Annotated in this window: 27 protein-coding genes; 8 read left to right on the plus strand and 19 right to left on the minus strand. The window is 30.4% G+C overall.

Annotated elements, in window-relative coordinates:
- Window positions 1–1257 carry an MDR family MFS transporter gene (locus ACTNBA_RS14820; RefSeq protein ID WP_441075020.1) on the plus strand — a complete coding sequence of 419 codons (1257 nt, stop codon included), beginning with the start codon at window positions 1–3 and terminating at the stop codon, window positions 1255–1257.
- A gap of 108 nt (window positions 1258–1365) precedes the next feature.
- Here the strand turns inward: ACTNBA_RS14820 and ACTNBA_RS14825 are convergent, their stop codons facing one another.
- The 4 genes from ACTNBA_RS14825 to ACTNBA_RS14840 form a co-directional block, all read right to left on the minus strand.
- On the minus strand, window positions 1366–1797 hold the full coding sequence (locus ACTNBA_RS14825) for a MarR family winged helix-turn-helix transcriptional regulator (RefSeq protein ID WP_035134710.1): 432 nt from the start codon (window positions 1795–1797) through the stop codon (window positions 1366–1368).
- Window positions 1798–1947: 150 nt separating this feature from the next.
- Window positions 1948–2811, minus strand: a complete 864-nt coding sequence (locus ACTNBA_RS14830; protein WP_441075021.1) for an NAD(P)/FAD-dependent oxidoreductase — start codon at window positions 2809–2811, stop codon at window positions 1948–1950.
- Window positions 2812–2868: 57 nt separating this feature from the next.
- Window positions 2869–3180 (minus strand): thioredoxin, encoded by a 312-nt coding sequence (gene trxA / locus ACTNBA_RS14835; protein ID WP_035134706.1) that lies wholly within the window; start codon window positions 3178–3180, stop codon window positions 2869–2871.
- 363 nt (window positions 3181–3543) lie between these two features.
- A complete protein-coding gene (locus ACTNBA_RS14840; RefSeq protein ID WP_441075024.1) occupies window positions 3544–4758 on the minus strand; it encodes a NupC/NupG family nucleoside CNT transporter in 1215 nt (404 codons plus the stop codon).
- Window positions 4759–5152: 394 nt separating this feature from the next.
- Here ACTNBA_RS14840 and ACTNBA_RS14845 point away from each other — a divergent pair, with 394 nt between their 5' ends.
- The 4 genes from ACTNBA_RS14845 (at window position 5153) to ACTNBA_RS14860 (ending at window position 7826) form a co-directional block, all read left to right on the plus strand.
- Window positions 5153–5794, plus strand: a complete 642-nt coding sequence (locus ACTNBA_RS14845; RefSeq protein WP_441075025.1) for an undecaprenyl diphosphate synthase family protein — start codon at window positions 5153–5155, stop codon at window positions 5792–5794.
- 325 nt (window positions 5795–6119) lie between these two features.
- Window positions 6120–6362 (plus strand): hypothetical protein, encoded by a 243-nt coding sequence (locus tag ACTNBA_RS14850; protein WP_346879808.1) that lies wholly within the window; start codon window positions 6120–6122, stop codon window positions 6360–6362.
- Window positions 6363–6597: 235 nt separating this feature from the next.
- Window positions 6598–7380, plus strand: coding sequence for a threonine/serine exporter family protein (locus ACTNBA_RS14855; RefSeq protein ID WP_441075026.1), 783 nt, complete (start codon window positions 6598–6600; stop codon window positions 7378–7380).
- Complete coding sequence (locus ACTNBA_RS14860) at window positions 7380–7826, plus strand: threonine/serine exporter family protein (protein ID WP_441075028.1); 447 nt, start codon at window positions 7380–7382, stop codon at window positions 7824–7826. The genes ACTNBA_RS14855 and ACTNBA_RS14860 overlap by 1 nt, the downstream gene beginning before the upstream one ends.
- 91 nt (window positions 7827–7917) lie before the next feature.
- On the opposite strand, the gene ACTNBA_RS14865 is transcribed toward ACTNBA_RS14860, so the two are convergent.
- A complete protein-coding gene (locus tag ACTNBA_RS14865; protein ID WP_441075030.1) occupies window positions 7918–8910 on the minus strand; it encodes a DUF4003 family protein in 993 nt (330 codons plus the stop codon).
- A 541-nt stretch (window positions 8911–9451) separates the two neighbouring features.
- Between ACTNBA_RS14865 and ACTNBA_RS14870 the strand changes: the two genes are divergently transcribed.
- Window positions 9452–10774: a sodium-dependent transporter gene (locus ACTNBA_RS14870; RefSeq protein ID WP_441075031.1), complete on the plus strand. Its 1323-nt coding sequence runs from the start codon at window positions 9452–9454 to the stop codon at window positions 10772–10774.
- Window positions 10775–10914: 140 nt separating this feature from the next.
- Here ACTNBA_RS14870 and ACTNBA_RS14875 read toward each other — a convergent pair whose 3' ends face one another.
- Window positions 10915–11727 carry a DUF2225 domain-containing protein gene (locus ACTNBA_RS14875; RefSeq protein ID WP_441075032.1) on the minus strand — a complete coding sequence of 271 codons (813 nt, stop codon included), beginning with the start codon at window positions 11725–11727 and terminating at the stop codon, window positions 10915–10917.
- Between the two features lie 288 nt (window positions 11728–12015).
- Between ACTNBA_RS14875 and ACTNBA_RS14880 the strand changes: the two genes are divergently transcribed.
- A complete protein-coding gene (locus tag ACTNBA_RS14880; protein ID WP_441075033.1) occupies window positions 12016–13296 on the plus strand; it encodes a M28 family metallopeptidase in 1281 nt (426 codons plus the stop codon).
- A 153-nt stretch (window positions 13297–13449) separates the two neighbouring features.
- Here ACTNBA_RS14880 and ACTNBA_RS14885 read toward each other — a convergent pair whose 3' ends face one another.
- From ACTNBA_RS14885 to ACTNBA_RS14910, 6 genes are all read right to left on the minus strand, one after another.
- Window positions 13450–13800, minus strand: a complete 351-nt coding sequence (locus tag ACTNBA_RS14885) for a DUF2200 domain-containing protein (protein WP_441075035.1) — start codon at window positions 13798–13800, stop codon at window positions 13450–13452.
- 176 nt (window positions 13801–13976) lie between these two features.
- Entirely contained in the window at window positions 13977–14771 is a 795-nt protein-coding gene (locus tag ACTNBA_RS14890) for a class I SAM-dependent methyltransferase (protein WP_441075037.1), read from the minus strand.
- 355 nt (window positions 14772–15126) lie between these two features.
- Window positions 15127–15744 carry a hypothetical protein gene (locus ACTNBA_RS14895; protein WP_441075039.1) on the minus strand — a complete coding sequence of 206 codons (618 nt, stop codon included), beginning with the start codon at window positions 15742–15744 and terminating at the stop codon, window positions 15127–15129.
- 144 nt (window positions 15745–15888) lie between these two features.
- Window positions 15889–17142, minus strand: a complete 1254-nt coding sequence (gene apgM / locus ACTNBA_RS14900; RefSeq protein ID WP_441075040.1) for a 2,3-bisphosphoglycerate-independent phosphoglycerate mutase — start codon at window positions 17140–17142, stop codon at window positions 15889–15891.
- Window positions 17143–17191: 49 nt separating this feature from the next.
- Complete coding sequence (locus ACTNBA_RS14905; protein WP_441075042.1) at window positions 17192–17905, minus strand: hypothetical protein; 714 nt, start codon at window positions 17903–17905, stop codon at window positions 17192–17194.
- Between the two features lie 12 nt (window positions 17906–17917).
- Window positions 17918–19384, minus strand: a complete 1467-nt coding sequence (locus ACTNBA_RS14910; protein ID WP_441075043.1) for an SLC13 family permease — start codon at window positions 19382–19384, stop codon at window positions 17918–17920.
- A gap of 314 nt (window positions 19385–19698) precedes the next feature.
- Between ACTNBA_RS14910 and ACTNBA_RS14915 the strand changes: the two genes are divergently transcribed.
- Window positions 19699–20601 carry a LysR substrate-binding domain-containing protein gene (locus ACTNBA_RS14915; RefSeq protein WP_441075045.1) on the plus strand — a complete coding sequence of 301 codons (903 nt, stop codon included), beginning with the start codon at window positions 19699–19701 and terminating at the stop codon, window positions 20599–20601.
- Between the two features lie 192 nt (window positions 20602–20793).
- Here ACTNBA_RS14915 and ACTNBA_RS14920 read toward each other — a convergent pair whose 3' ends face one another.
- The 7 genes from ACTNBA_RS14920 to ACTNBA_RS14950 form a co-directional block, all read right to left on the minus strand.
- Window positions 20794–21411, minus strand: coding sequence for a cyclase family protein (locus tag ACTNBA_RS14920; RefSeq protein ID WP_441075047.1), 618 nt, complete (start codon window positions 21409–21411; stop codon window positions 20794–20796).
- 128 nt (window positions 21412–21539) lie between these two features.
- Complete coding sequence (locus ACTNBA_RS14925) at window positions 21540–22043, minus strand: kinase (protein ID WP_441075048.1); 504 nt, start codon at window positions 22041–22043, stop codon at window positions 21540–21542.
- Window positions 22044–22236: 193 nt separating this feature from the next.
- Window positions 22237–23682 (minus strand): DUF4367 domain-containing protein, encoded by a 1446-nt coding sequence (locus ACTNBA_RS14930; RefSeq protein ID WP_441075049.1) that lies wholly within the window; start codon window positions 23680–23682, stop codon window positions 22237–22239.
- Window positions 23675–24229, minus strand: coding sequence for an RNA polymerase sigma factor (locus ACTNBA_RS14935; protein WP_441075050.1), 555 nt, complete (start codon window positions 24227–24229; stop codon window positions 23675–23677). The genes ACTNBA_RS14930 and ACTNBA_RS14935 overlap by 8 nt, the downstream gene beginning before the upstream one ends.
- A 326-nt stretch (window positions 24230–24555) precedes the next feature.
- Complete coding sequence (locus ACTNBA_RS14940; RefSeq protein ID WP_035134670.1) at window positions 24556–24789, minus strand: hypothetical protein; 234 nt, start codon at window positions 24787–24789, stop codon at window positions 24556–24558.
- Between the two features lie 108 nt (window positions 24790–24897).
- The gene (locus ACTNBA_RS14945; protein ID WP_441075052.1) at window positions 24898–25611 is read right to left on the minus strand and encodes a class I SAM-dependent methyltransferase; all 714 of its coding nucleotides are present in this window, start codon (window positions 25609–25611) and stop codon (window positions 24898–24900) included.
- Between the two features lie 33 nt (window positions 25612–25644).
- A complete protein-coding gene (locus tag ACTNBA_RS14950; protein ID WP_441075054.1) occupies window positions 25645–25875 on the minus strand; it encodes a shikimate kinase in 231 nt (76 codons plus the stop codon).
- Between the last annotated feature and the right edge of the window lie 104 nt (window positions 25876–25979).

A 25979-nucleotide genomic window follows, 5' to 3' on the forward strand; every position in this document is an offset into this window, starting at 1 on the left:
ATGCATATTAATAAAAATAAATTTAATGATATTTTTAGTACCTATATGGGCTTACCAAAAGAAGTGTACATACTTTTTTTAGGTAAAATGATTAACTGTATAGGTGCATTTGTTTATCCTTTATTATCCTTAATTATCACCCAAAAGGTTGGAATGTCCATAAAGGATGCTGGCTTAATTCTAACGCTTACAGCAATTCCTCAAGGTATTTGCATAATATTAGGTGGTAAACTAGTAGATTCAATTGGTAGAAAAAAAGTTATTATATTTTTTCAAAGTTTTGCTGCTGTATTTTTTATAGTTTGTGGCTTTATAAAACCCTCTACTACCCTAATCTTTTTTATAATTTTAGCTTCTTGTTTCTCTTCATTAGCTCAACCAGCTTATGATTCAATGGTAGGAGATATTACTACAAGTGAGAATCGGAAAGCATCTTTCTCTTTAATCTATATGGGACTTAATTTAGGCTTTGCCATTGGTCCCTTTATAGGTGGACTTCTTTTTGAAAGCTATCTTCCTTTAGTATTTATCGGTGATGCAATAACTACACTAATTTCTATTGGATTAATTGCCTTGTTTATTAAAGAAACTCATCCTAAATTAATAAATTCTAATAGTTCTGAATCAGATTATGAAAATCAAGTATCCAGTCTTGAAAAAGAAGAAACTGGTTCTGTATTTAGGGTGTTTTTAAAGAGACCTATTCTAATATATTATGCCTTACTTATGCTTACCTTTCAGTTCGCCTATGCTCAATGGGGTTTTGCAATTCCACTTCAATTAGGACAAATCTTTGGTTCTGGTAATGGAGCTAGGTATTTTGGAATATTAGCTAGTTGTAATGGTCTTATAGTAATTCTATTAACTCCTATAATTACCTCTCTAACAAAGAAATATAAAACCCTTAGTATAATTGCTAGTGGAGGAATATTATATGCCATTGCCTTTGGTTCCTGCAGTTTTATATCAGAACTGTCATTATTCTTCATTGTAATATTAATAATAACCATTGGGGAAATTGCAATCTCTACAAATTCTGGAACCTTTATAGCTAATTTAACTCCTGCTTCTCATAGGGGTAGGGTAAATGCATTCTTACCACTTATTTATGGTACAGGTAACGCAATAGGACCAAGCATAATGGGATCTATGATAGACTCTATAGGAATGAATAAAGCTTGGCTAATAGTAGCAATAATAGTAGGAATAGGTGCAATTTTTATGTATTCACTAAACTCTATTAAAGTTCAAGCTTAATCCATGAAAAAACCTCTTTAGTTAAAATCTAAAGAGGTTTTTATCCATAATTTTTCCTATAACTAACTTTGTATGAATATTTACTATAGTTATTAAACCTTTGCTGCACTATTCTAAACTTTGTAATAAATTATCTAAATTACGTTTAAGCTCCTTTGCTTCATCATTAGATATATTCAATTTGCAAAATACTTCTCCTGGCACATCTAAAATCTCACTTTTTAGTTTTAAGCCAGCTTCTGTTAATTCTATTATGACTACTCTATCATCATTTACGTCTCTATGTCTTGTAATTAGCCCCATAGATTCTAATTTTTTTAATAATGGAGTTAAAGTACCTGAGTCTAAGTGTAGTCTTTTACCAATGTCCTTAACTGTCATCTTTTCTTCTTCCCATAACACTAACATAGCTAAGTATTGTGTATAAGTAAGATTATGCTTATCAAGAATGGATTTATACAACTTTATTACCTCTCTAGATGCTGCATATAGAGAAAAACATATTTGATTTTCTAGTTTAATACATTCACAATTCTTCATATAAATTCTCCATTTCACAGAATGGTTTATTAAAATTAATTCTTAATAAACCATATTGTTTGAGATTATTTTACAATTTTAAAATTTATATGTCAATACAACAAATAATTTGAATAACATTATAAATAATTCATACAAATATCTCTTACTTTACTTTTCCTTTGAATCTACATAGGAAACCGCTGATAATGCAGCCACATTTCCTTCCCCTGCAGACTTTATATATTGATAAGGTCTTCCTACTATATCTCCTGCTGCGAAACAACCTTTTAAGTTCGTTTGCATTAGCCTATCAACCTCTACATGATTGTCTACGATTTTTAATCCCGGAACTAATTGACCTGGAGATATGCTATCTCTTAGTATAAATAAACCATCAGTAGTAATTTCTTTATTCTTTAAAACTAGCTTTTCCACCTTATCTTCACCAATTATTTCTACTGGTGTATCATTTACTACTTCTATAGATGAATGAACATTTACAAACTCTTTATACATAGGAATATAATATACCTTTGATGCTAAAGTAGCAATAAAGTTTGCCTCTTCCTCTTCTTTTTTACTATAGGCTATTATTGTAACTACTTTATTTCTATAAAGTGGTGCATCACAGGTGGCACAATATCCAACACCCTTACCTAGAAGTTTTTCTTCACCAGGGAATAGTTTACCATATTGAATTCCTGTAGCTAATATTACTGATGTCGCTTCATAGATTTTATCATTTACCATTAAAGCAAAGTAATCTCCCATAGCATATATATTATTTATTTTTTCTTCTGTTATTTTTATATCCATAGCTCTTAAGTGATTGATAAAGGCTTGTTGTATCTCTTTACCACTTTTACCATGGAAACCTAAATAATTATTAATTTCATTAGCTTTTACTAATTTATTTGAAAGTTCATCATTACCGAATATGACAAAACTCTTATTTCTTATTTTTGCATTTAAAGCGGCTGATATTCCTGCTGGTCCACTACCAACTATTGCAATATCATATCTTTCACCCATAGCTTTATCCTCCAAATTTACAGATTAAAAATATAGGAGTAACCTCCTATATTTTTATTATATATAAGCTTCTACAATTTCTTTTATTCTCTCTTTTGGTACAAACCCTACTGTAGTATTTACATTTTTTCCATCTTTAAATACTATTATTGTAGGAATGGATGCTACACTATATTGCATTGATATGTCTGGGCATTGATCCACATCAACTTTTATAAATTTAACCTTGCCTTCCATTTCAGTTGATAATTCTTCAAATATTGGAGCTAACATTTTACAAGGTCCACACCATGTTGCGAAAAAGTCTACTACTACAACACCATCTTTTATTTCATTATTAAATTCAGCTGAATTAACTATCTTTGCCATCTTTTATTCCTCCTAAAATCAATTTACCAAAATATTATTTATCTAAATTAAATTTTGTTCAATTTAATTTGTTAATACTAATTTACATGTTTATATATTAAATGTCAAGTCATTTCAAAAATATTTTTATATAATTACATAATGAAATCTTATGTTTTAAAATTTAATAATAGTAAACCCTCTAATTATATTATTTCATACTTAAATAGGTTTTATTTATTATAATAATATTTCTATTATGAAGTTTTTAACATCTATTTTAATATCTAATAAAAATATATCTCATTTTAAGAAAATATAATTATCTTAAAATGAGATAACAGCATCAACTTTTCTGTGATACTTACAACATGACTAATAATCTTATAATCCTATTAAAAGTCCTGCAATAGTTGCACTTAAAAGGTTTGCTAAAGTGCCTGCAACCACAGTTTTTAATCCTAATTTTGCAACTTCATGCTTTCTCTTTGGTGCCATTCCTCCAATTCCACCGATTAAAATAGCAATGGAAGATATGTTTGCAAAACCACATAGTGAAAAAGTCATTATAGCTGCAGTTTTTTGTGAAAAGTCACCTATTATAGGTCCTAGTTTACTAAAGGCAACAAATTCATTTAAAATTATCTTTTGTCCTAGAAGAGCTCCAGCCGTTAAAGCCTCATTCCAAGGAACTCCTATAATTGCAACCACTGGTGAGAATATGTATCCAAATATCATTTCTAAGCTTAATCCATCTATTCCAATAAGTCCACCAATAAATCCTATTATTCCATTTACTAAAGCTATAAGAGAAATAAATGCAAGTAACATGGCACCTATGTTTAGCGCTAAACCTAACCCTTCTGATGCTCCCTTCGCTGCTGCATCTACCACGTTAACTGAATCATCTTTTCCTAATTCAATTTTATCTTCTAAGGCTTTTACATCACTTTCTGGAAATATCATTTTCGCCATTATCAGTCCTGCTGGAGCAGCCATAAAGCTCGCTGAGATAAGATATTCTAGTGGAATCCCCATAAGTGAATATCCAACTAAAACAGAACCTGAAACTGAAGCTACACCTCCAACCATTACAGTAAATAATTCTGATGTAGACAGTTTATTGATATATGGTTTTATTAAAAGAGGTGACTCTGTTTGCGATAAAAATATATTTGCAGCTGCTGATAAAGTTTCAAGTTTAGACGTTCCTAGGAGTTTTGCTAAAGCCCCACCTATTATCTTTACAATAAATTGCATTATCCCAAAGTAGTATAATACAGAAACTAAAGATGAAATAAATATAATAACAGTTAATACCTGAAAAGCAAAAACCATTCCTCCATTAGTAGGTATAGCTGATCCAAACAAAAAATTTATTCCTTCATTTGCATACCCGATAATTGAAGTTGCCATTGTGGCTACCTTCTGTAAGGCTTTCTTCCCAACAGCTGACTTTAAAACTATAACTGCAAAACCCAATTGAATTAAAAATCCTATAACAATAGTTCTCCAGTTTATTTTCTTTTTATTATTTGACAGTAAGAATGCTACTATAAAAATAAATATAATACCTATAATGCTATTTAATATATCCATTGAATCACCTTTATCCTTTGTAATTTTTCTATTATATTGTTATCTTCAATATAATCTACTATTCATTTGTAAAAATATTTAATAATTAACCTCCTATAAAATAAATAAAAAAATAGTTCGCATTAGAACACTCCATTTCCTCCGCAAACTATTTTATGTTGAATCATTAAAAATGTCAATTTATCTTATTGAATAATTAATTTACTTAGTTTATCTACTCTTAACATACTCATCTTTAATCACTCCATAATAATTATTTCCTATATATTGTATATTATCATTAACTTCTTACAACCTTCTTACAAAATAGTATTTTTTATCTATGTTTATTTTATATTTTTATGGAAAACATAGTATTATAATTTTAATTTTTACGGAGGTTAATTGAGATCATATGAGAATACCAAATCATATTGGAATAATTCCTGACGGCAACAGACGCTGGGCTTTACTTAATAATCTAACCAAAGATAAAGGATATGAACATGGCATAAATCCTGGTCTTGAAGTGTTTAAACTTTGCCAAAAAGAAAATATAAAAGAGTTAACATTCTACGGTTTTACTATAGACAATACCAAACGTCCCTCTGAGCAAAAGCTTGCTTTTATACAAGCTTGCATTGATTCTGTCATGCTTTTAACAAAGGAGGATTGTGAAATTTTGGTTATTGGAAATACTGAATCAAGTGCTTTTCCCAAAGCTTTAATTCCCTTTACAACTAGAAAAAAATTTGGTAATGGTGGTATTAAGGTAAACTTTCTAATCCATTATGGATGGGAGTGGGACTTAAATCTATTAAAAGAATCCAAATCCTCTAATAAACATATTCTACCCTACATACATTCAGAGGATATTTCTAAAATTGATCTAATAATAAGATGGGGAGGTAGAAGAAGACTTAGTGGTTTCTTACCAATTCAGTCTGTTTATTCTGATTTTTACGTAATAGACACCTATTGGCCGGATTTTACTTCTACAGACTTCTACAATGCTTTAGACTGGTACAATGAACAAGATGTTACCCTTGGTGGTTAAAATGAGTTCAATAAAATCATAACTACTGATGGGTGGTATTCATTAAATAGATCAAATAGATGAAAATATAGAAATAACATATTTTCATCTATTTTAATTAAAAAACGCTCTATATATAAAAACTCTCTCTTTAACTTAATCATTTACACATATCAACTTTAATCATCATTACCCTGTAACTTAAATTCAATATCTTCATATCATAATAGTGAGAAACATCTTTATAAATCGTATATATTTATATCAGTGTGTTTCAAATTCCTTTTATATTACATACTCCCAAAACATAATCTTAGGAGTAAATATAAAAAGTGAGGTAATATATATGAGTAGTCATAGAAGACGTCATTCTAATTGCAAATGTGATTGCTGCTGTTGTTGTAATATACATTCATGTTGTGACAGATGTCCAACCTCCTGTTGTACAGGATTTACAAACCGTAATTGTAATTCTAATTTTGGTTGTGATTGTGATAATAACCAATGGCTAATATGGTTGGTATTATTGGGTTGTGGCGGTTTTGGTGGCTTTGGAAACAACTGCTGTAGACGTGGATTATTCTGGTAGTAACTTAAGGAATTTTCACCCTTGTGGTAATTCATAAATCAATATAAAGAAACACCTGATTAGTTAAAATACTATTCAGGTGTTTTGATTTTTCTCTTTAACATTTTATTTCTGACTAACATCTATTTGTATTTAAAATACATAAATCGAACTTATTAGAATTATCTCATTGTAATAATCTTTATATTCTAATATTATAAATATGGGAATATAAACTAACTTAAAGGAGACATTTATGAAGGAGAATGAAATCACAATTGAAGCGTCCAAAATACTAAGCCTTTCCTTAGATATTGGTGAACATATGCTACGAGTTGGTGGTGAAACTAATCGTGTTGAAGATACAATTATTCGTATTTGTAAGGTTTATGAGATTGACCGTATAGATGTTTTCTCAATAAGATCATTAATTATAGCTACTATAAAAACTAGTGATGAAGAAACTCTAACACAAACACGAAGGATTTACTCCTATGGAACAGACCTTAGTCAACTTGAGAAGCTTAACTCCTTATCTAGATATATATGTCAAACTAAACCTTCTTTCAATGAAATAAAGGGAAAAATACAAGAACTATCAGTAAGTGAACACAGTATAAGGTGGAGTTCCTGCCTAGGATACATACTAGCTTCTAGTGGATTTTCTATCTTTTTTGGTGGTAATCTCACAGATGCTGCTGCGGCTGCAATCATTGGTATCCTTATATTCTTTATTGATACTTTTATCAAAAGAGAAAGCATTAATCAATTAATATATACTTTTGTTTGCTCAATTATTACTGGACTAGCTGCAATTTTATTTACTAAAATAGGAATAGGAGCTAATGTTGATAAAATTATTATAGGAGATATTATGCTTCTTATTCCCGGAATTCCATTAATAAATTCCGTTCGTGATATGCTTTGTGGCGATATTATAGCTGGCCTATTACGATTAACTGAATCCATATTAATTGCCATAGCTATTGCCTGTGGTTTTGCAATTTCATTGATTATATTAGGAGGTATATTGCAATAATGAAGTATTTAATTCAAATCATTACTGCTTACATAGGTAGCCTAGGATTTGCCTTATTATTTAATATAAAAAAGGAAAGAATACTCTATGCATCTATTGGAGGTATTATTACTTGGTGTATCTATTTAATTTCTTTTTATTATTGGAATGATATTTTTATATCTAATATGATAGCTTCCATTCTTGGTACCGCATACTCTGAACTCTTAGCTAGAATTCATAAAGCACCTACAACTGTATTTTTATTACCATCTATCGTACCTCTTGTACCTGGTGGTAGCTTATACTATTCTATGAGTTATGCTGTAACAGGAAATAAAATAAAATTTGATCTTTACGCTCTTAATACACTTAAAACCTCCTTAGGGATTGCAGTTGGAATTATTGTGGTTTCAGTAGTTGTCTATCATTTAACCAATTATAAATGTAAGCGCAGTAAAATATAAATTACATACTAAAAATTTTTTAAATAAAAAAGTCTGTTAAAGTTAATTATTTACTTCAACGGACTTTTATGTGTATAGACTTTTTATATTTCTAGTTTGCTGAACTAGCCGCTGCTGAAGTTGCTGCCATAGTTGCTGCAACGGTTGCCATCTGTTGTGCAATAATAATATTAGTAATATTATTAGATATGGTTCCTTCTAATAGATTATTCTTCATGTCACCAATATATTGAAGTGCTACAAAATTTGCAGAAAACATAGCACGTTGCACTTTACTAATGGAAAATGCTCCAAACCCTTTTTTATCTTTTAAGTATTCTGCACCATTCACTAATTCTTCTGCTATAAGGTTCATATCATTAGAAGTCATGGCAAGAACTCCAAGAGTTGACATTGTTCCGTTATAACTTAATTTATACTTTTTATCCTTTAAGTACTTATATAACTGTAAAACCTTATTACATAATTCATCATCGTCATTATCTGCAAGAAGTAACACAAGTGCCAAGGCCTGCATATCATTTCCTCCACCAAGAGTTGGCCTTAATCTATCTTCTATTGTTACTACACGTCTGATTGCCAATTCCAAATCAATATCTGTCATTGCCACCATTGCAACATAAATATAATCATCTGTACTTGTTAAAAATGGATGTATTTTACGTAATCTATCATAAAACTCCTTCATACGATTAATAATTCTATTGTATTCAGATTCAGTTTTTATTTTAGCAACCTGCATTGCCGCAATGGTAAGATACTCGGAACCCCGAAAATTCTGTTGTTTCATTTTATCATATAAAATTTGAGTTTTCGTAAATAAGCTCTCTGGATTTTCATCTAAAGATAGCATTGTTGCTATTATTGGGAGAGTAGTCCCTTTAAAGCTAGAAAATATTCCTGTATTCTTCTTAATGTATTCTCTCATTTCTTTTATACGATTTGCATCTAATATACGTTCCTCATTAGTATATAGCATTGAACATAACATATGTGACAGTTTATAATCCCATTTCAGTACTTTGCCTAATTGCATTGTATAATCTGCAAATATATCTAATCTATTTTCGATTCTAGTATTCATTATTTTAATCTTCTCCTTTAATTTCTCATGTTGACTATAATCCTACTTCCCACTCTATAATTAGATTCATATATCAAATTTTTATAAATAATTACTGTATTTCCATATAATTTATTATATCATTTTTAACTTTACTCTTCTATATTTTATTCATAGGTATAACTATAGTAATATATATTCTGTATCTATCTATTGACTTCTATATCTTTCAATGATATGATACATAACATAAAATATCGTATTAGGAGATAAGATTATGAATTTAAAAACGAACCTATCAATTTCAAAATTAAATAATAACTTTTTCTTTAGCTTTTTTAGATAGGTTTGTGTCTATATAACAATTATCATAGATACAAACCACACCAATGGAGTGTTTTGTATCTATGATAGCTAAAGAGTTTATGTTGCAATAAATTTAGCCTCATAGATAAACTATGAGGCCTTTTTATATCCTAGGTTAAGGGTCTCATAGTATAAGCTATGGGTCTTTTTTATTATTATAAATATTTTATATCATATTTCTAGGAGGTAATTAAAATTGCAAAATGTTAAAAATAGAGAAAAATTCTCTAGTAAACTTGGATTTATTCTTTCATGTGTTGGAGCTGCTATTGGATTAGGAAACATATGGATGTTCCCTTATAGATTAGGTGAAAATGGTGGTGCTGCATTCCTAATCCCATATTTTATTTTCGTAGTACTACTAGGAACAGTTGGTTTAATTGCTGAGTTTTCCTTTGGTAGACAGTTTAGAATAGGGTCAATGGGTGCACTTAAAAAGGTATTCAAAGAAAGAAATATTAAACATGGCTCTATTATATCTATAATTCCAACCCTAGGACTAACTGGTATATTTATGTTCTATACAGTTGTTATTGGTTGGGTATTAAAATATTTTTTCATAAGTTTATCTGGTGAGATATTAACTATAAATATAGAGTCTTACTTCACTACTTTTATAAATAGTAATATCACAGTATTTTGGCATGGTTTAGCTGTTGTTATAACTTTAATAATAGTTAGTTTTGGAATTTCTAAGGGTATTGAAAAAATAAATAAAATCATTATACCTTTGTTATTTATTATATTTATACTTCTAATTGCCAAATCATTAAGTCTACCAGATTCCATGGAGGGTGTGAAGTATCTCCTTACTCCTGATTGGTCATACCTTTTAAATCCAAGTACTTGGGTTATGGCTCTAGGACAAGCCTTTTTCACAGTATCTTTAACAGGATGTTGTATGGTTATGTGTGGTAGCTATACAGATGAAAATTTTGATATACCTACTTGTGCTATAACTACAGCGTCCTTTGATACTTTAGCTGCTATCCTTGCTGCCTTTGTAATAATGCCAGCAGTATTTGCTTTAGGTCTAAACCCTACCTCTGGACCTGCTTTACTATTTGTAACTGTACCAAGTATATTCCAGACTATGAAACTTGGACAAGTATTAAGTTCTTTATTCTTCTTAAGTATTATTTTTGCATCTATTTCATCTTCCATCGCTATGTTAGAGGGTCCCGTAGAAGCAATTATGAACTTAACTAAGTGGGGTAGAAAGAAAACTACTTACATTACCGCTATTTCAGCTTTTATACTAGCTATACCATTAAGTTTAAGTAGCTCTTTATTTAACAATTTCACAAACTTTATTACTATAGTACTATCTCCATTGGGAGCATTAATTACTGCTGTTGTATTCTTCTACATACTTGACAGAGATGAGACTCTAGCTCAGTTAAATTTAGGTTCAAAATATAAAATTGGTATATGGTTTATGAATTTTGGAAAATATGTTTTTGTGCCAACAACTATTATTGTAATAATTTTAGGATTAATATACGGTGGTATTGGTTAATATATAATTTAATAAAGCCTATAGTTTTCTTTCATAAAATAAACTATAGGCTTTATTATAATCTTAGCTAAAATTTATATACTTAATAGTAGATGACCACAAGTCTTTTAAATACCTCATTAATATACAATCATATATCTCTATTCACAAGTAGCTTCATTTGCTTTTATCTCTAAATCTTTTGCTAAATCTCTCATGTCTCTAGCTTTATCTTTTAGTTTTTGATCTGCCTTGCTTAAGATTACTCTTCCTAACCATAGTTTAGCATTTGTATAATCCCCTATTCTTCTATATAACTCACCTATAATATATTGTAAAGAATAAATACTTAATCCGTATATTGGAGTTCGTTCATTTTCATAAGCAATAACAAATCCTTGAAGTGCTCTTTCTAAAAATGCCTTCTCATCTTCTTTATTTTCCAGAAGTCTATACATCCATGCAATTTTCAAGCAAAGTATTGCCTTTGTACTATCTTTAAATTCTCCTAGCACTGCATTTAGTAATGCAAGCTTATAACGTTCAATTGCTATTTCTTCATTATAAACTTGAGGATATTCTTTACCTTGCCATTGATTGCCTATCTTTACAAGTATAACTTCACGTTTATAGGATTGTATTTTCTGAAAATCACTTTTTAATGCTGCATATCCACATGTTGGACATACCAATACTTCGTAAAAATATGGATTTACCCCCTCATATCTTATAAAAGCATCTGTATCTTTTGATTTTACTTTAGGAACATACGCCTTTACAACTCTACATGTAAAAGCTTTTAAACAAACTGGACAAGTAACCTTCTTATCATAAAGTAATGTATTAATATCAATTTTTGTTGATTTTTTATCTTTTGTTTCTTCATCGTATTTATCTTCTTTTTTTGTATATAACTCTATATCGTCTTCATAATTAAGTCCTAAGCTTTTTAACGAAGAAAAAATTTTAATCATACTAAGTTGCCCCCTACTTTAGTAATGTTCTTCATTTATCATACGCTATAGCATTCTATACTAACAAGTGTATTTAAATATATGTAATTCTACTAACATAACTTCATATTATATCAAATTTATATAAGAAAATAAAGGTTTATTTCAATTCATCATGGATTTAGCAGGTGCTTCTAATCACAATAGGTTAGGCTTTCCCCCTTCAACTATATATCTGCATTTATATTTTCAATTTTCATACAACTCTAGTATAATATATTTATATGGACAAATAATGGGGGGAATATAATGAAGATTAATGCTGAAAGAGAATTTGAACTACTAAAGAAAATAGGTTTTGTAAGAATCAGTGGCTCAGAGGAAGAATTAAAAGCTGCTAACATTTTATTAGAGGAAATATCCTCAATTGGCTGTGAAGGACACTTAGAGTCTTTCAAAGCTCCTAGCTCTGTAATTAAAAAAGCTACACTAAAAGTTGTAGAGCCCTTTGAAAAAGAATATGAGGTTGCACCATATAACTGCTCAATCGGTACACCTGAGGGTGGAATAACTGCAGATTTTGTATACATTGAAGACGGCTTGGATGTAAATTTAGTTGACCTTAAAGGAAAATTTGTACTTATAAATACTCGTCCAAATCCTAAACTTTATAAAAAACTTATGGATGCTGGTATTGCTGGATATATAACTATGTCTGGTACTGCCATGGATGAAGAAGATAAAACTGATATTTCTATAGCTAGAATCCGTGAAAAGAATACACAGCATGGAAGAATACCTACAATTAACATGCGTATGAAAGACTGCTTCCATATGGTTAAGAACAAAGCTTCTAAAATCCATGTAGAGCTAATTATGGAAGATGTAGAGCTAACTTCTCAAAATGTGGTGGTAACTTTAGAAGGTACTAAATACCCTGAGGAGATAATCTCCTTCGGTGCTCATTATGACAGTGTTCCTTACAGTACTGGAGTATATGACAACGGAGCTGGTTCAGTTATTATAATGGAACTTCTAAGACACTTTAAAGAAAATCCACCAATGAGAACTGTAAAATTTATGTGGTATGGCTCTGAAGAAGTTGGACTTCTTGGAAGTAAAGCTTACTTAAAAGACCATGAGGAAGAGCTTAAGAAACACCTTCTAATGATTAACGTAGACGTGGCTGGCTCTATTCTTGGAAAAGAAATGGCTCTAGTTACTGCCGAGCAAAGTTTAGTTGATTATATTGATCAAATGGCTAAGATTAAAGGTTTCCCACTTAAAGTGGAACAAGACATATACTCAAGTGATTCTACAGCCTTTGCTGATGAGGGAATTCCATCTCTTACCTTCTGTCGTTTTGCACCACACGGTGGAGCTTTCATCCACACAAGAAATGATGTTATGGAATATTTAAGTGCTGAAGCCTTAGAATTGACTACTATTATAACTAAAGAATTCAGTGAATCAGTTATAAATTCAGTAGCCTTCCCAATAGAGAAAAAGGTTCCAGATAACATGAGAAAGAAATTAGATGAATATTTTGATAAAGACCCTAAAAAAGAAGAAACATCTGAAAAAAAATAATAGGGAAAAAGGCTTACATCACTGTATGTGAGCCTTTATATTTATATAATTTATGTTACTTGTGGTATTCTTCACCCCGCGTAAATAACGAGGCGATCTCATCCATCACATTCTACAAAATATCATTAGTATTTTTTGTTTTCACTTTAATCATTATTTCCTCAAAATCTTATCCATGGATTTTCCTTTTGCTAACTCATCGATGAGCTTATCCAAATAGCGAATTTCCTTCATAATTGGTTCTTCGATATTTTCCACTCGTACACCACAAACCACACCTTTAATTAAAACCCTTGCTGGGTTCAGCTTAGGGGCTTCCATAAAGAAGGTCTCATAGGCTATCTGTTTTTCCAATTGAGCTTCTAATTCTTCCTGGCTATATCCTGTGAGCCAACAGATGATTTCATCCACTTCTGCTTTAGTACGTCCCTTTTTCTCCGCCTTTGTAACCAAAAGAGGATAGATTTTTGCTACGCTCATTGTATAGATATTATGTTTACTCATAACATATTCTCCCTTATATAATTTTTTATATTATATCACAAAAAACTCCAACCTATTAAAAGATTGGAGTTACATTTTTACATCATTTATTACTAGACTTTCGTAAATTTAGCATTTATTTATGGTACAATTTATCCTATCACACCCAAGTTCAAAATCTATAACTGCATCTTATTCTAATAATTAAATCTAAAATTTCCTGTCTCATTAGATGTTGATACCTTCTTAGCAACAATAAGAAATCTATGCTCTGTTCCTTCTATATACCCAATTTCATTGAGTTCTCTCTCTATTTTACATAAGTTTTCAAAACAAGTATCAACGGAAAAACTAGGAAACTCCCATTCTATTATCCTTGCAAAGTATACCAAAGCTCCTGTATCATAAAAACGTAAAGGAGTAAAAGCCTCTTCTGACTTAAGAATTTCAAATCCGCTATCTTTAAAAGCTTTAATATTATGCTTCAAGTCATGAGCAGGGTATGATGGTTTGAAATTATTGATTAACTTTTCTGATAAATCAACATTATTTTTTACCCCTACTTGTTGAGTAATAAAATGCCCACCTGTCTTTAAAATCCGGTTAACTTCACCAATATCATAGTATCCATGCCTATTAATTATTATATCGAAAGAAGCATCTTCAAAGGGCAATACTGCATCATCAAATACCTGCCTAACTGTTATGCCAAGTGGTTTTAGTTTCTCCTGACAAATTACAACATTAGGTTGATATGCCTCTGTTACAGCTGTATTATAAAATGGATGGTCCAAAGTAAGTAGGAATTCTCCTCCTCCTGTTCCCATATCTAAAAGCTTATGCTCTGCTTTTAAATAAGACAATAAGATTTTTTTATAATCCCATGGTATATGTTCTCCATCCCATCTACCATCAAGATACGAAAAATCCCATCCTTGAAACACCTGATTTTCCTCATTTTTTAAATAATTTTTAAACTCTCCTCTATTCATTTAACTACTCCTTTTCATAATATACTAAATATGATAATTTAATTTGAAAAGTAATGCAGTTAACTGATAACAAATATCTTATTATCTCAGTACAATCTGCTATCAGACTATATTAACTGCACTGAGTAATTACCTAGTTTGTTTCTCATAATGAGTTTCACCTCTTCTAAATACTATAAATAATTTGAAGTTACAATTTTCTGTAACTAAAGTTGTATATATAAATTTTATCATGTAAATTGTGTTAATACAAACAATTTATAACATAATATTGTATAGAATTATAACATCTATTTTGTATTAATTAGTTGCTCTATTTTCAACTACTATTCAATGCATTAGAGCTTTCAATCTTTTATTCCCTCTCACTAAAAAAATCATCACAAAACTTATCCCACTTTATCTTATATTCTTCATGAGATATTAACTTAAGGTCATATGGCGAATAGATTTTTCTTTTCCTTGCTTCTTCTACAAAGCCCCCTAGGTAATCACCTGATTCTGTTAAATAGCCTTTTACCTTAGAATATCCCTTACTTACTGCATAATAAAGTCTAGTATGTCCATCCAAAGATATAAAAGAATCATTGATTTTTGTTAGAGGAATGATAATATCTTCTTCACTTTTTATGAAAGACTCTATAGCTTTAACTTTGTCTATATCAACGAAAAACTGTGAAGGCTGAATATCCTTAATAGTTATGTGAAATATATCATTGGGTGTAAAAGCTTTTATTAATTCCATATTTTCCTCATAGAAATTAATAATGTGTTCAGAATAAAATCTAAATTCATCTATCAATTGAAATATATCAACTTCCTTATCAAATAATACAATAGCAGAATCTTTACTTATTATTTTAAAACTACATTTATACTTTTCATCAGCAATAAAGGCACCATGTTGATTTAAAATAGTTTTATCAAACCTATCATCCTCATAGCTATTAATTCTTTGTATTTTATGGTTCATTTTCTCACTTCCTATCTACTGTTATGTCTACATTTTACACAAAAATCATATAATTCCAAAGCATTATAAGATAAAACTTATTTTAGGGTTATACAAACGAAATAAATGACCCCCTGACTTATCAGAGGGTCATTATATACTGTCTTATGAACCTACTTTATCAGTAAAACCTAATAAATCCATTTGCATCATAAAAATATCGTTTGCAGTAAGATTATTTAGGCTCCCTGCCATAAACTGAGATTCTCCAGCAGAATTAACACTATCTTTACGAACATCTCCACCAGCGATAATTGTTGGTACTCCATCACCAGTGTGATCTCTTGCCTCACAAGGTGTACTGTGGTCAGCTGTAACTGTTATATAACATTTATTTAAGTCGATTTCCTGCAGAATCATTCCAATGGCGTTATCTACTTTTTCAATCATATCTCTTTTTTCAATGGGAAGATTATCATGCCCTGCCAAATCTGTTGCTTTAACATGCATCACAACCCAGTCATATTTCTTTTCCTTGAGAAGGTTAATGCTTAAATCAACCTTACCTTTTAGATTAGTATCAAAACTTCCAGTGAAACTGTCATCGCAAAAGTAATCCATTCCTACAAGTTCTGCTATCCCCCCAACAGTTATATCCCCGGCTACACAAGCAGCTTTGATATTATAGAGTTCCTTAATAGATGGTATGTCTCTTTCTTGCCCTGCACCTCTAGCTATTACAACATTAGCTACATTTAGACCTTCTGCTTCACGCTGTTTATTTATAGGATGCTCCTTTAAAATCTCATAAGCTCGATTTGTAAATTCCCATAAATTTTTTGCTGTTTTTTCTGCACTACTTGTACCATCTAATGGACTTGGAATAATAAGTTTAGCACCTTCTTCTGCAGTTCCCGGGTCAGTGCAAGATATTTTATCACTTAGCCCCTTACCTCTTAAAACAATTGCTACTCTATGTTCCGTTAGTTCCTTAACAAATACTTGTGTACCATCAGATAGTTCTAAACCATTAATTGCAGTTGCTAGTTCTTTTGTTCCTTTACGAATTCTACCAGCACGTCTATCGATAACAGTATAATCATCCTCAATAGTTCCAAAATTACCTCTGAAAGCAACATCCCCTGGCATCAATTTCATTCCAGCACTATAGGCTTCAAGTGGTCCCCTTCCAGAGTAAACCTTATTACTATCATACCCAAATATATGGAGATGTCCAACATCAGTACCTACTCTTATGCCTGGAGCTATTGGATAAACATTTCCACACATGCCCTGTGAAGCAATATAATCTAAATTGGGCGTTTTTGCGCTCTCAAGTGGAGTCATCCCATTTAATTCTGGGTTTACACGATCTCCTAAGCCATCTAATATGATAAGTAACCCTTGTTTTTTTCTCATAATCTACACCGTCCTGATATTTAAATTTTAATTTCTATCACTTTTCTTTTTAAGCCTTCTTAAGCAAATGCTTATTCTTTATCATAAATAACACAGATAATATAACAGCTAGTACCCATACCTGTATAACATATGTTTTATTAGGCTTCATAATATTGATAGCTAGTTCAGTCTCTTGTCCCGCATCAATATCCTTAAAGTCGAACCCACCAAATACATATCCATCTTTTTCAATTATATTAAAAGCTTCTTCAGGATCATAATCTACAATATTTAGAAGTTCCTTTCCCTTTGGAACAGCTATCTCAGCAGAGTAAGATTCAATATTGTTTGGAGAAGTATTTACTACTTTATGCTCTATTGCTAACACCCCACCTGGAAAAGTATCTCCTAATTTAGCCTCTTCTCCTTCGTATACCCCTTCTTTATTCATAGTCACTTCAAAAGTAACTTCAGACTTCTTTTCATTAAATACTATTAAATTATATTCTTGATCACCATTTTCTACCTTCTGTGGCGTCTCTACAATACTACCTTTTGTAGCTTCTACTTTTAATATTTCACTTTCATCATATAATGAAAATGCAACTTCACCCTTGTCATTGGTTACAGCAGTTATTTTTTGTAGTATTATTGCATTTTTTCCATCAGGTATAAGTGTGTCTTCTACCTTTTCTAATTTTCCTAAATCCATTGCATAAACTCTAGTAGAAAACAAGCAAACAAAAGCAACAATTAATAATAAAAATCTCTTTTTTTTCATACCATACCCCTCCTATGCAATTCCTATAATTTTAAACCATGTCACTGAAGCTATAACCAATATTGCCCATTTAGCTAATAATACCAAAATCCCGTAAAGCATTTGTTCAAGTACTGTAAAATATCCTGTACCATAATAAATCAAATTAACCTTACTATGAGGTGGCAACGTAATAGTATCCGCTATACAAAATGCTGCAGGTAATGCTAAAGCAACTGGATTATAGCCTGTAGCATTTGCAATACCAATTATAGTAGGAATAAGTATAATCGTTCTCACAGTCTTCGAAGTAAAGAGAATATGACTAAAACTTGCTATAAACATTATTACCGCAAATAATACAACAAAGCTCATATTTTCTATACCCATTTTATTGAAAACAATATCTAGTCCCCAAGATGCAAGCCCTGTTTCATCAAGAGCTACACCACCAGCGTAAGCACCACAAGCGAATATCAGTAAATTCCATGATATTTTTGCTTCTTTCCACTTTAGAATTCCTACATATGGCAAAAAGAAAAGTGCTGATGATAGTAATGCAACCATTACAAGACTTAACTGAAATCCAAAAAGTTTAAGCTGTAAACTGTCCATTGCCCAAAGAACTAGAGTCACTGTAAATATTAAAAGTGCTTTCTTCTCATTAATAGTCATCTTTCCAAGCTTTTTATACTCATCCTTAATCTTACCAAGGTCAAGAGTTTTTGAATCTGACTTAGGTAATTTAAATAATAACTTACCTATAAAAAACATTGAAACTAGAGTTAAAATTGTTATCGGCGCAGATGCCAAAAACCATTCCATCCAAGAAACCTCATGACCTGTAAGGTCCTTTATAAAGCTTATTGCAAGAATCTGTGATGATGTTGCAGTAACAATTGCTGCAGTAGATAAGTTATTAGCCTGTATACCATGTAATGCAAGTAACTTTCCAAAGTTATTCTTTGGATCATTAATGTTGACTTCAAATGCTTCTACCACTAGAAGTACTATTGGAAACATCATAGCCGCTCTTGCTGTAGTTGATGGTACAACAAATGCTATTAAGAAGTTAATTATGATAAGAAGTATTAGTATACTATTAACACTCTTTCCAAACTTAGATATTAAATAAAGTGCCATTCTCTTGGCTAGCCCACTTTTTTCCATACCAGAAGCTATGATAAATGCTGCAAAGGTAAGCCAAATTACCTCATAGCCCAACACTCCCATTGCCTGTTTCTCAGTCCAAGCTCCTGTTAGTGGTAAAGCAACTATTACTAATAAGGATACTGCATAGTTAGGTATACTTTCAGTAACCCATAGTGTAAGAGCTGTAACGAAAACTCCCAATGCCATCTTTCCTGCATAAGATAATCCTTCTGGAGTTGGCATAGTATAAATTATTGCGAAAATCAATAATGCCAGTGGTAAGCCAAAAAACTGCATTTTTAGCTCAAAAGGACTTTTTACCTTTTTAACCTTAACCGTTGATTCCATAACTCTAATCTCCCCTTTATTAAAATATAAAAATTCATCAAAAGTTAACCATTTGATATTTAAATAATACTGAAAAAGCTATAAGTTATCCAATTACATTTAATTATGGTAATGATAAATAAAATTTATATTCATGAAAAACTTGATAATTATAAATAATATTTATACATCAACTTTAAAAAATACTGTAATATCATTTATTTATACACTTTATAGCGAAAATAGTTTATACTATAATAAATAATATTTATGTGTAAATGTATTAATATTATTAACTCACACATATTGATACTCTAATGAGGAGGTTATAAAAAATGGATTTAGAAACCCTTGAAACCTTTTTACTTTTATCAAAGAATAACAATTTTACCAAAACAGCAGAAGAAATGTTCTGTACACAAGCTGCAGTTTCAATGAGGATTCAACGCTTAGAAACCTACCTTGACTGTCGTTTATTTAGCCGTAAATCAAAAAAAGCTGAATTAACTAAAGCAGGTCTCCTTTTTTTACCTTATGCCCAGCAGATATCCAATACTTTTGTAAATGCAAAAGAACATTTGCTACAATCAAAATTAATGGAGCAGTCTGAGATATTCATTACATCGTCTAACACACCTGGAACATACATATTACCTAATATAATGTTCTTATTTAGACAGAAATATCCTTATATTACTGTGGTTAATAATGTACAATATACTAAAAATGTAGTTAGCAGTGTTCTAAATAAAAGCTATTCTGTTGGGATAATTTCACAACCATACTTTTCTGACACTGAACACATATTGTGTGAACCTATATTAGAAGACCCCCTTGTCATAGTTGTAAATAACGAACATCCATGGGCCACTAAAAAAAGAATTTTTTTAAGTGAAATAAAAAATGAAATTTTTTTAATATCAAATCCAAATACTTCATTAGTGTCTTACTTAGAGAAAGTAGGTAACTTTAAGTTTGTTCCAAGTAACTTATACGTAGTCGGTAGTATCGAAGCAATAAAGCAAAGTATATATGATAATTTAGGAATATCAGTAGTATCGGAAAGTGCTGTGAAGCAAGAACTTAAACTAGGACTTTTGAGCAAAGTTGAAATAGTTGATGAAATTAAGCTTCTGCGTCATGTTTACTGTATAAGACGTAAAGATGAAAAACTTCCATTTTCTACGGAACTATTCTTAAAATTTGCAAAAGAGTTTATAACTTCGAAAGGTAAATAGATTAAAATAATAGGTCAACTATTAATTGGCAGTAGATAGAGTGTTTCAATATAATCCTCAATTTCTAGATTAGACCATTATTTTAACCCATTGAAAAAGCGAGCTCTAAAGAACTCGCTTTTGTTTGACTTACTTATAATATAATGTTTTAGTGCTATTTCAAGTCTACTTCATAATAAGCCATTCTTAAATTTAAATCCTAGCTACAACTCTCACAGGGGATGCTTCCGCTTTTATTTTAAGAGGCAATGCAATAATCTCAAATTCATCTACATTCAATAAACTTCTGAGATTTTTCATATTTTCAATAATAAGAATATCTTTTTCTAGTAGCATTTTATGAACTTGAAAAGGGTATTTATCTGGAGATGGCAAGTCCATGCCAATCATCTTAATATTTCTATCTATAAAAAATTCAGCTAACTCTTTTTCCACTATGGGATGGCAATTAAAGTAATCATCGCATCCAAATTGGTTTTCAAACCCGGTATATAGAAGAACTATGCTATCCTTTTCTACAATATCTAAATACATCTTTTTCATTTTAATAACATCTTGGTTTCTAACATCAAGTAAACATCCTTTTCCAATAAACTTATCTGCTGGATAATCATCTATTAAAACATTACTATCTAACATGTGGCTGACAACATCAATATGAGTTCCAACATGCATACCAGTTTCTAGTTTCGTGTCATTGTATTTGTCTTTAACCAAAAATCTATTTTGATATAACTTTAGTTCTTCATCGTAAGGATGAGTACTTAGTCCATTTTCTATGGTATAACTTAAATCAATATATTTAGCCATCTACATTCCCCTTTACAATTGTTAATATAGAATCTACAAACAAATCTCTAATCCCTTCAACCCCTCTTTGTGTAGCATCAATAAGGTCGTCTTTCCAACACCCGGTGCCGAGTTTAAAATTATAGCCTTCACTTTACAACATCCTGATAAATAATATTCACTATTTCAGTTAAGCTTAATTCTTTATGTATACATACCTCTGGAATCATACCTATTAAATCTTTTTCATTCCACCATTTTCTCATTTCTTTTTCCCCAAATTCATGTGCATTAGGTTTTTGTTTATGACGATTTAAAGTTTCTTCAAAAGGTATATTAAAATAATATGCAAAAATTTGATTACCAAACTCATTATGTAAACTTTCAAATAGTTTTCTATACCACCTTGAATTTAAAATACCTTCTAAAATTACAATATTGCAATGCTTTTTCCCATATAGTACAAGTTCATTTAATAATTTAATTGCTTCTGTGTCAGGACCATCTTTCACAAACAACATTTCTCTTCTAACAACATCCTGTGATATTAACATGGTACCATGCCCAAATTTCTTTTGTAATGCCTTTGCTGTTGTAGTTTTACCACTTCCTGAATTGCCTCTTAGTATTATTAACTTAACCTCTTTATCCATCTATTATATTCCCTTTCAAATTGATTAAACTAACATTTCATACCATATATTAAAAATATAGATTATATAAACATTATTTACTATTGATTATACCATTTTATTGAAAATTGTATATTAAAATAATTTTTCATACTACTTATGATAAGGACTATCTCAAAGTTTTTTAAGATAGCCCTCATAGATTTTAATTTAATTACTTTAGCTTAACATAATTTCCAAGAGGAGTACCAACAGGCATGTGAATGTAAGCATCATCAATATGATCAGCGTCTACTACATAAATAAAATGTGCTTCTTTAGTTTCATGTGGTTCAAAATCACACAGCATAAATTCCATTCCTTCATAAAAAGATATATACTCTGCATAATTTTTAAAGCCTAATTTATCAAGCTCTGTTTGATCAATTTCTGATTCTTTAGTTTCTTCATTCTTAAATTTATCAAAATATATTGGTTCTCTAACTGCTGCAAGATCACTAATAAAATCACTATTATTAGTAAAAGCTTCAAGGGTGCCATTTGCTGCTTTAGTCCTAAGCTCAACTTTTGGATCAATAATTTCGTTTATTAACTTTGTATCAGAATGATTTGTCATGATTACAGTTACGTAAGCAAACTTTAATTTTGCTGTTTCAGTAACATTTTTCATTTCATTGCTTTCCCATTTAACAGAAACTCTTTCATAATCCTTTAATGTTCCGTCTTCATTTATCATTTTAGAATACTCATCATAGTTATAGAACTTACTTTTATCTAATGTAGGTAATTTATCCATAAATTTAGCGTCTTTTACAATATAACTTAGCTCACCATTAGCAGACTTTTTACCAGTTATTTCTTGTCCCATATCACATATTCCATCAGCAGGAATTGGTAGGTCAGTAGTGTCTCCTGTTATATCAATGGTTTCACCAGTAACTGGATTATATTGAACCATGAATTTTCCTGGAATTACTTCATATTTAATGTTTTCTGCTACCTTTTTAAGTTCTTCTAAAGAAATACCATTAAGTCCGCCAACTCTAATAATTTGTCCATCTTCTTCATAACATAAATCAATAGTACTATCTCCATCTTCGTATGTTGTAATCAGTGCTTTTGCACCACCAATAGTGGTTTCTTCTATACTTTTATATTTTGGTGGTTGATAAACATAATCGGATTGATATATTAATATCTCGCCACCTCCTGCAGAAGCGTCACCATTAAGGAAATACTTCGAATTGTCTCCTACATATTGCTCATATCCATCTGGAAGATAGCCTGGAGTTATATTTATTAGTGGTATTCCTTTGATAGGAACTTCTGATTGTGCCTCAACAGTAGTAATTCCTGTTTCTTCGTTCCTACTTGTAGTAAATATAATTCCTTTGTTTATTCCATAGGCTGTTACAGATAATGCTAAAGTTGCTGTAATGGCTGCAATAAGTACTATAGTCTTTTTCTTTGTCATTCCTTTCCTCTTTCTATTTGATATAGGAATAGGCTCTATATTTTTTACCTTTTTAATCATTTTCATCTTCTCACTTTCATATTTTTTTGAGAAACCATGTGGTTCTGTAAATTTATCTAATTCTTCCATAGCATCTTCTTCACCTATAAGATACGCCATTCTATCAATATCAATTTTATTATCCATACAATTCATCTCCTATCATTTCTTCTTCCATCAGTTCTTTTAACAGCTTTCTTCCACGTTCATATCTTTTAGCTGCTGCCTTTTCACTGATATTTAATAATAGTGATATTTCCTTATAACTAAGTTCGTAATAACAACGATACCTAATTATCTCACGGTATTTTGATGGTAACCTAGAAAGTAAATGTACGACGATTTGTCTATCTTCTATTGTTTTTACATCAGCAATTCCTTGTTGATTTTCATTTATCACTGACTCGTTTACGCCTTTAGCAAATAGTTCAGATTCTTTCCTATTCCTACGATATATATCAATTGCAACATTTTTTATTGTGTATGTTATTAATCGTTTGGTCTGTACACTTGCTACACTATTAATATCTTCAAGGTGTGGAATTAACTTTATAAATGCATCCTGAACTGCATCTTCTGCTTGACCTTCATTATTTAAAATTGAATATGCAATGCCATACATTTTATATTCGTAAGAATCATAAAGCTGTTCTAACATGTTATTTTGAAAAATTTCATCTGACGAAGCTTTCACTTAATCACTCCTTATCCTTTAAGAGTACTCTCAACTAATATAACGAATGAAACTTAAATTTGCGACATTTTTATATTAAAAGTTTTTTTCTGATTTACTATAATTATTATATAACCGTTTATTACATTTCTCATTTAATATTACTTATGATAAAGCATTTAGTCATAAAAATAGCTTTAGCCAATTTATGTCAAAGGCTAAAGCTATTTTTCACATTTATTTATACGGTGTATAAGTTCTGCTCACCAAATTAAAGATTTGGAGCATCACTTACGGTATGGTTCTTAACAACAATCCTAATATAATTTATTTAATGAAATATCATTTTAACTATTTCTTTTTATATTTTTTCCAACTTCAATACCCAAAAACATTCCTATAGGCGTACATATAAGTGCATTCATTATATAATAACTAGAAATAGCGCCGATTACAAAGCCAAGGATCATACCTTCAGACATATAAGTTTCCTTATGGTTTTTCTTCATCACTTTTATTGCTGTAACAACAATAGTACACACCACTATAACTGTAAATATTATTTGAATTATGTGTTTCATTTCTACATATCTGCCTCCTCAATCTAAATTTCTAAATCAATTTAACAATATGATTATATTCCTTTAATAGTAGAGATTTCTGTAACGAAGGGGTAAGTTCATATTCGTCTATTTTTTTCCAATAATCATTAATTGAGTGGCTCCTGCTAAACCATACTTGTTCATCCATTCCTTCAGGTCTTCAAAACGTTTCTTTATTTCTTCATACCTTGGTGACTGCTTTATATTTTCTATCCTTTTCCCAACAGCAGTGTATATTTCTTCAAACTCATCTGTATTTGTACTAATCTCATCACTATATTTAAATTCGAAAGCATCAAGAATTTTAATGCCCTGTGATCTTATAATTTCCTTTATTTCTTCTCTTCTATAGGTGTAATTATGATTCATTCGGTTAGTAATCATGTCAATATCTGCACCTATATGATGTACATAAACATGTGACATCTGAGCTTCGTTCTGATGATCACAGAACATCTCATTTATAATAAAAATCCCATTAGTCTTTAATACCCGCTTCATTTCTTCAATTACCTTTGTTTTATCTGATAAATGATGTAGAGTATTTGATAGACAAACTGCATCAAAGCTTTCATCTTCAAAATCCATATTTTCTCCATCCATTTTAATTAACTCAACATTCTTTATATGAAGCTTTTCCCTAGTTGCATCCAATATTTCTTCATGGCTATCAATTCCAACAATCTTATCATACTCCTTAAGATTTTCAGTCAAAAGTTTGATGAAATCTCCTCGTCCTGTTCCTACATCTAAAATCTTTCCTCCATAAAACTTGCTAAGGTTCTCTTTAATAATCCGCACATTACCACTCCTTTTTCTACCATCTTCATAAATTTATCCTTGAGAATTTTGTTTCAAATATTCATGTACTATTATTTGAACATTCTTATTTAAGTCCTCATCTCCATTTAGCCGAAGTACTTTACAAGGTAACGTATTAGCCCATTGTGCATAAATATAATCATCTATATCAAAATAAGGGAATTTAAGTTTTTCTGCAACCAATTTTCCTAATGTTGTTTTTCCAGAGCCAGATGAAGCAAAAATAATAATTCCTCTTGCCATTTATTTTACCTCCTTAACACAAGATTCTTATTTGTCTTACATATAAAAATTATTCTTCCTCTTTAATTGTAACATATTTTGTAAATTAGTATTACTTAGGATAC

This window comes from Clostridium sulfidigenes (genome assembly GCF_052067195.1).
Lineage (GTDB): Bacteria > Bacillota > Clostridia > Clostridiales > Clostridiaceae > Clostridium_J > Clostridium_J sulfidigenes.

Bases quoted from the DNA above. Each gene is read 5' to 3' on its own strand.
- ACTNBA_RS14825 (WP_035134710.1), bottom strand. From the start codon at position 1,797: ATGAAGAATTGTGAATGTATTAAACTAGAAAATCAAATATGTTTTTCT.
- ACTNBA_RS14930 (WP_441075049.1), bottom strand. From the start codon at position 23,682: ATGGATAATAAAATTGATATTGATAGAATGGCGTATCTTATAGGTGAA.
- ACTNBA_RS14865 (WP_441075030.1), bottom strand. From the start codon at position 8,910: ATGAATACTAGAATCGAAAATAGATTAGATATATTTGCAGATTATACA.
- ACTNBA_RS14830 (WP_441075021.1), bottom strand. From the start codon at position 2,811: ATGGGTGAAAGATATGATATTGCAATAGTTGGTAGTGGACCAGCAGGA.
- trxA (WP_035134706.1), bottom strand. From the start codon at position 3,180: ATGGCAAAGATAGTTAATTCAGCTGAATTTAATAATGAAATAAAAGAT.
- ACTNBA_RS14850 (WP_346879808.1), top strand. From the start codon at position 6,120: ATGAGTAGTCATAGAAGACGTCATTCTAATTGCAAATGTGATTGCTGC.
- ACTNBA_RS14890 (WP_441075037.1), bottom strand. From the start codon at position 14,771: ATGAATAGAGGAGAGTTTAAAAATTATTTAAAAAATGAGGAAAATCAG.
- ACTNBA_RS14925 (WP_441075048.1), bottom strand. From the start codon at position 22,043: ATGGATAAAGAGGTTAAGTTAATAATACTAAGAGGCAATTCAGGAAGT.
- apgM (WP_441075040.1), bottom strand. From the start codon at position 17,142: ATGAGAAAAAAACAAGGGTTACTTATCATATTAGATGGCTTAGGAGAT.
- ACTNBA_RS14840 (WP_441075024.1), bottom strand. From the start codon at position 4,758: ATGGATATATTAAATAGCATTATAGGTATTATATTTATTTTTATAGTA.
- ACTNBA_RS14915 (WP_441075045.1), top strand. From the start codon at position 19,699: ATGGATTTAGAAACCCTTGAAACCTTTTTACTTTTATCAAAGAATAAC.
- ACTNBA_RS14920 (WP_441075047.1), bottom strand. From the start codon at position 21,411: ATGGCTAAATATATTGATTTAAGTTATACCATAGAAAATGGACTAAGT.
- ACTNBA_RS14885 (WP_441075035.1), bottom strand. From the start codon at position 13,800: ATGAGTAAACATAATATCTATACAATGAGCGTAGCAAAAATCTATCCT.
- ACTNBA_RS14855 (WP_441075026.1), top strand. From the start codon at position 6,598: ATGAAGGAGAATGAAATCACAATTGAAGCGTCCAAAATACTAAGCCTT.
- ACTNBA_RS14820 (WP_441075020.1), top strand. From the start codon at position 1: ATGCATATTAATAAAAATAAATTTAATGATATTTTTAGTACCTATATG.
- ACTNBA_RS14845 (WP_441075025.1), top strand. From the start codon at position 5,153: ATGAGAATACCAAATCATATTGGAATAATTCCTGACGGCAACAGACGC.
- ACTNBA_RS14875 (WP_441075032.1), bottom strand. From the start codon at position 11,727: ATGATTAAAATTTTTTCTTCGTTAAAAAGCTTAGGACTTAATTATGAA.
- ACTNBA_RS14940 (WP_035134670.1), bottom strand. From the start codon at position 24,789: ATGAAACACATAATTCAAATAATATTTACAGTTATAGTGGTGTGTACT.
- ACTNBA_RS14910 (WP_441075043.1), bottom strand. From the start codon at position 19,384: ATGGAATCAACGGTTAAGGTTAAAAAGGTAAAAAGTCCTTTTGAGCTA.
- ACTNBA_RS14905 (WP_441075042.1), bottom strand. From the start codon at position 17,905: ATGAAAAAAAAGAGATTTTTATTATTAATTGTTGCTTTTGTTTGCTTG.
- ACTNBA_RS14950 (WP_441075054.1), bottom strand. From the start codon at position 25,875: ATGGCAAGAGGAATTATTATTTTTGCTTCATCTGGCTCTGGAAAAACA.
- ACTNBA_RS14880 (WP_441075033.1), top strand. From the start codon at position 12,016: ATGAAGATTAATGCTGAAAGAGAATTTGAACTACTAAAGAAAATAGGT.
- ACTNBA_RS14895 (WP_441075039.1), bottom strand. From the start codon at position 15,744: ATGAACCATAAAATACAAAGAATTAATAGCTATGAGGATGATAGGTTT.
- ACTNBA_RS14860 (WP_441075028.1), top strand. From the start codon at position 7,380: ATGAAGTATTTAATTCAAATCATTACTGCTTACATAGGTAGCCTAGGA.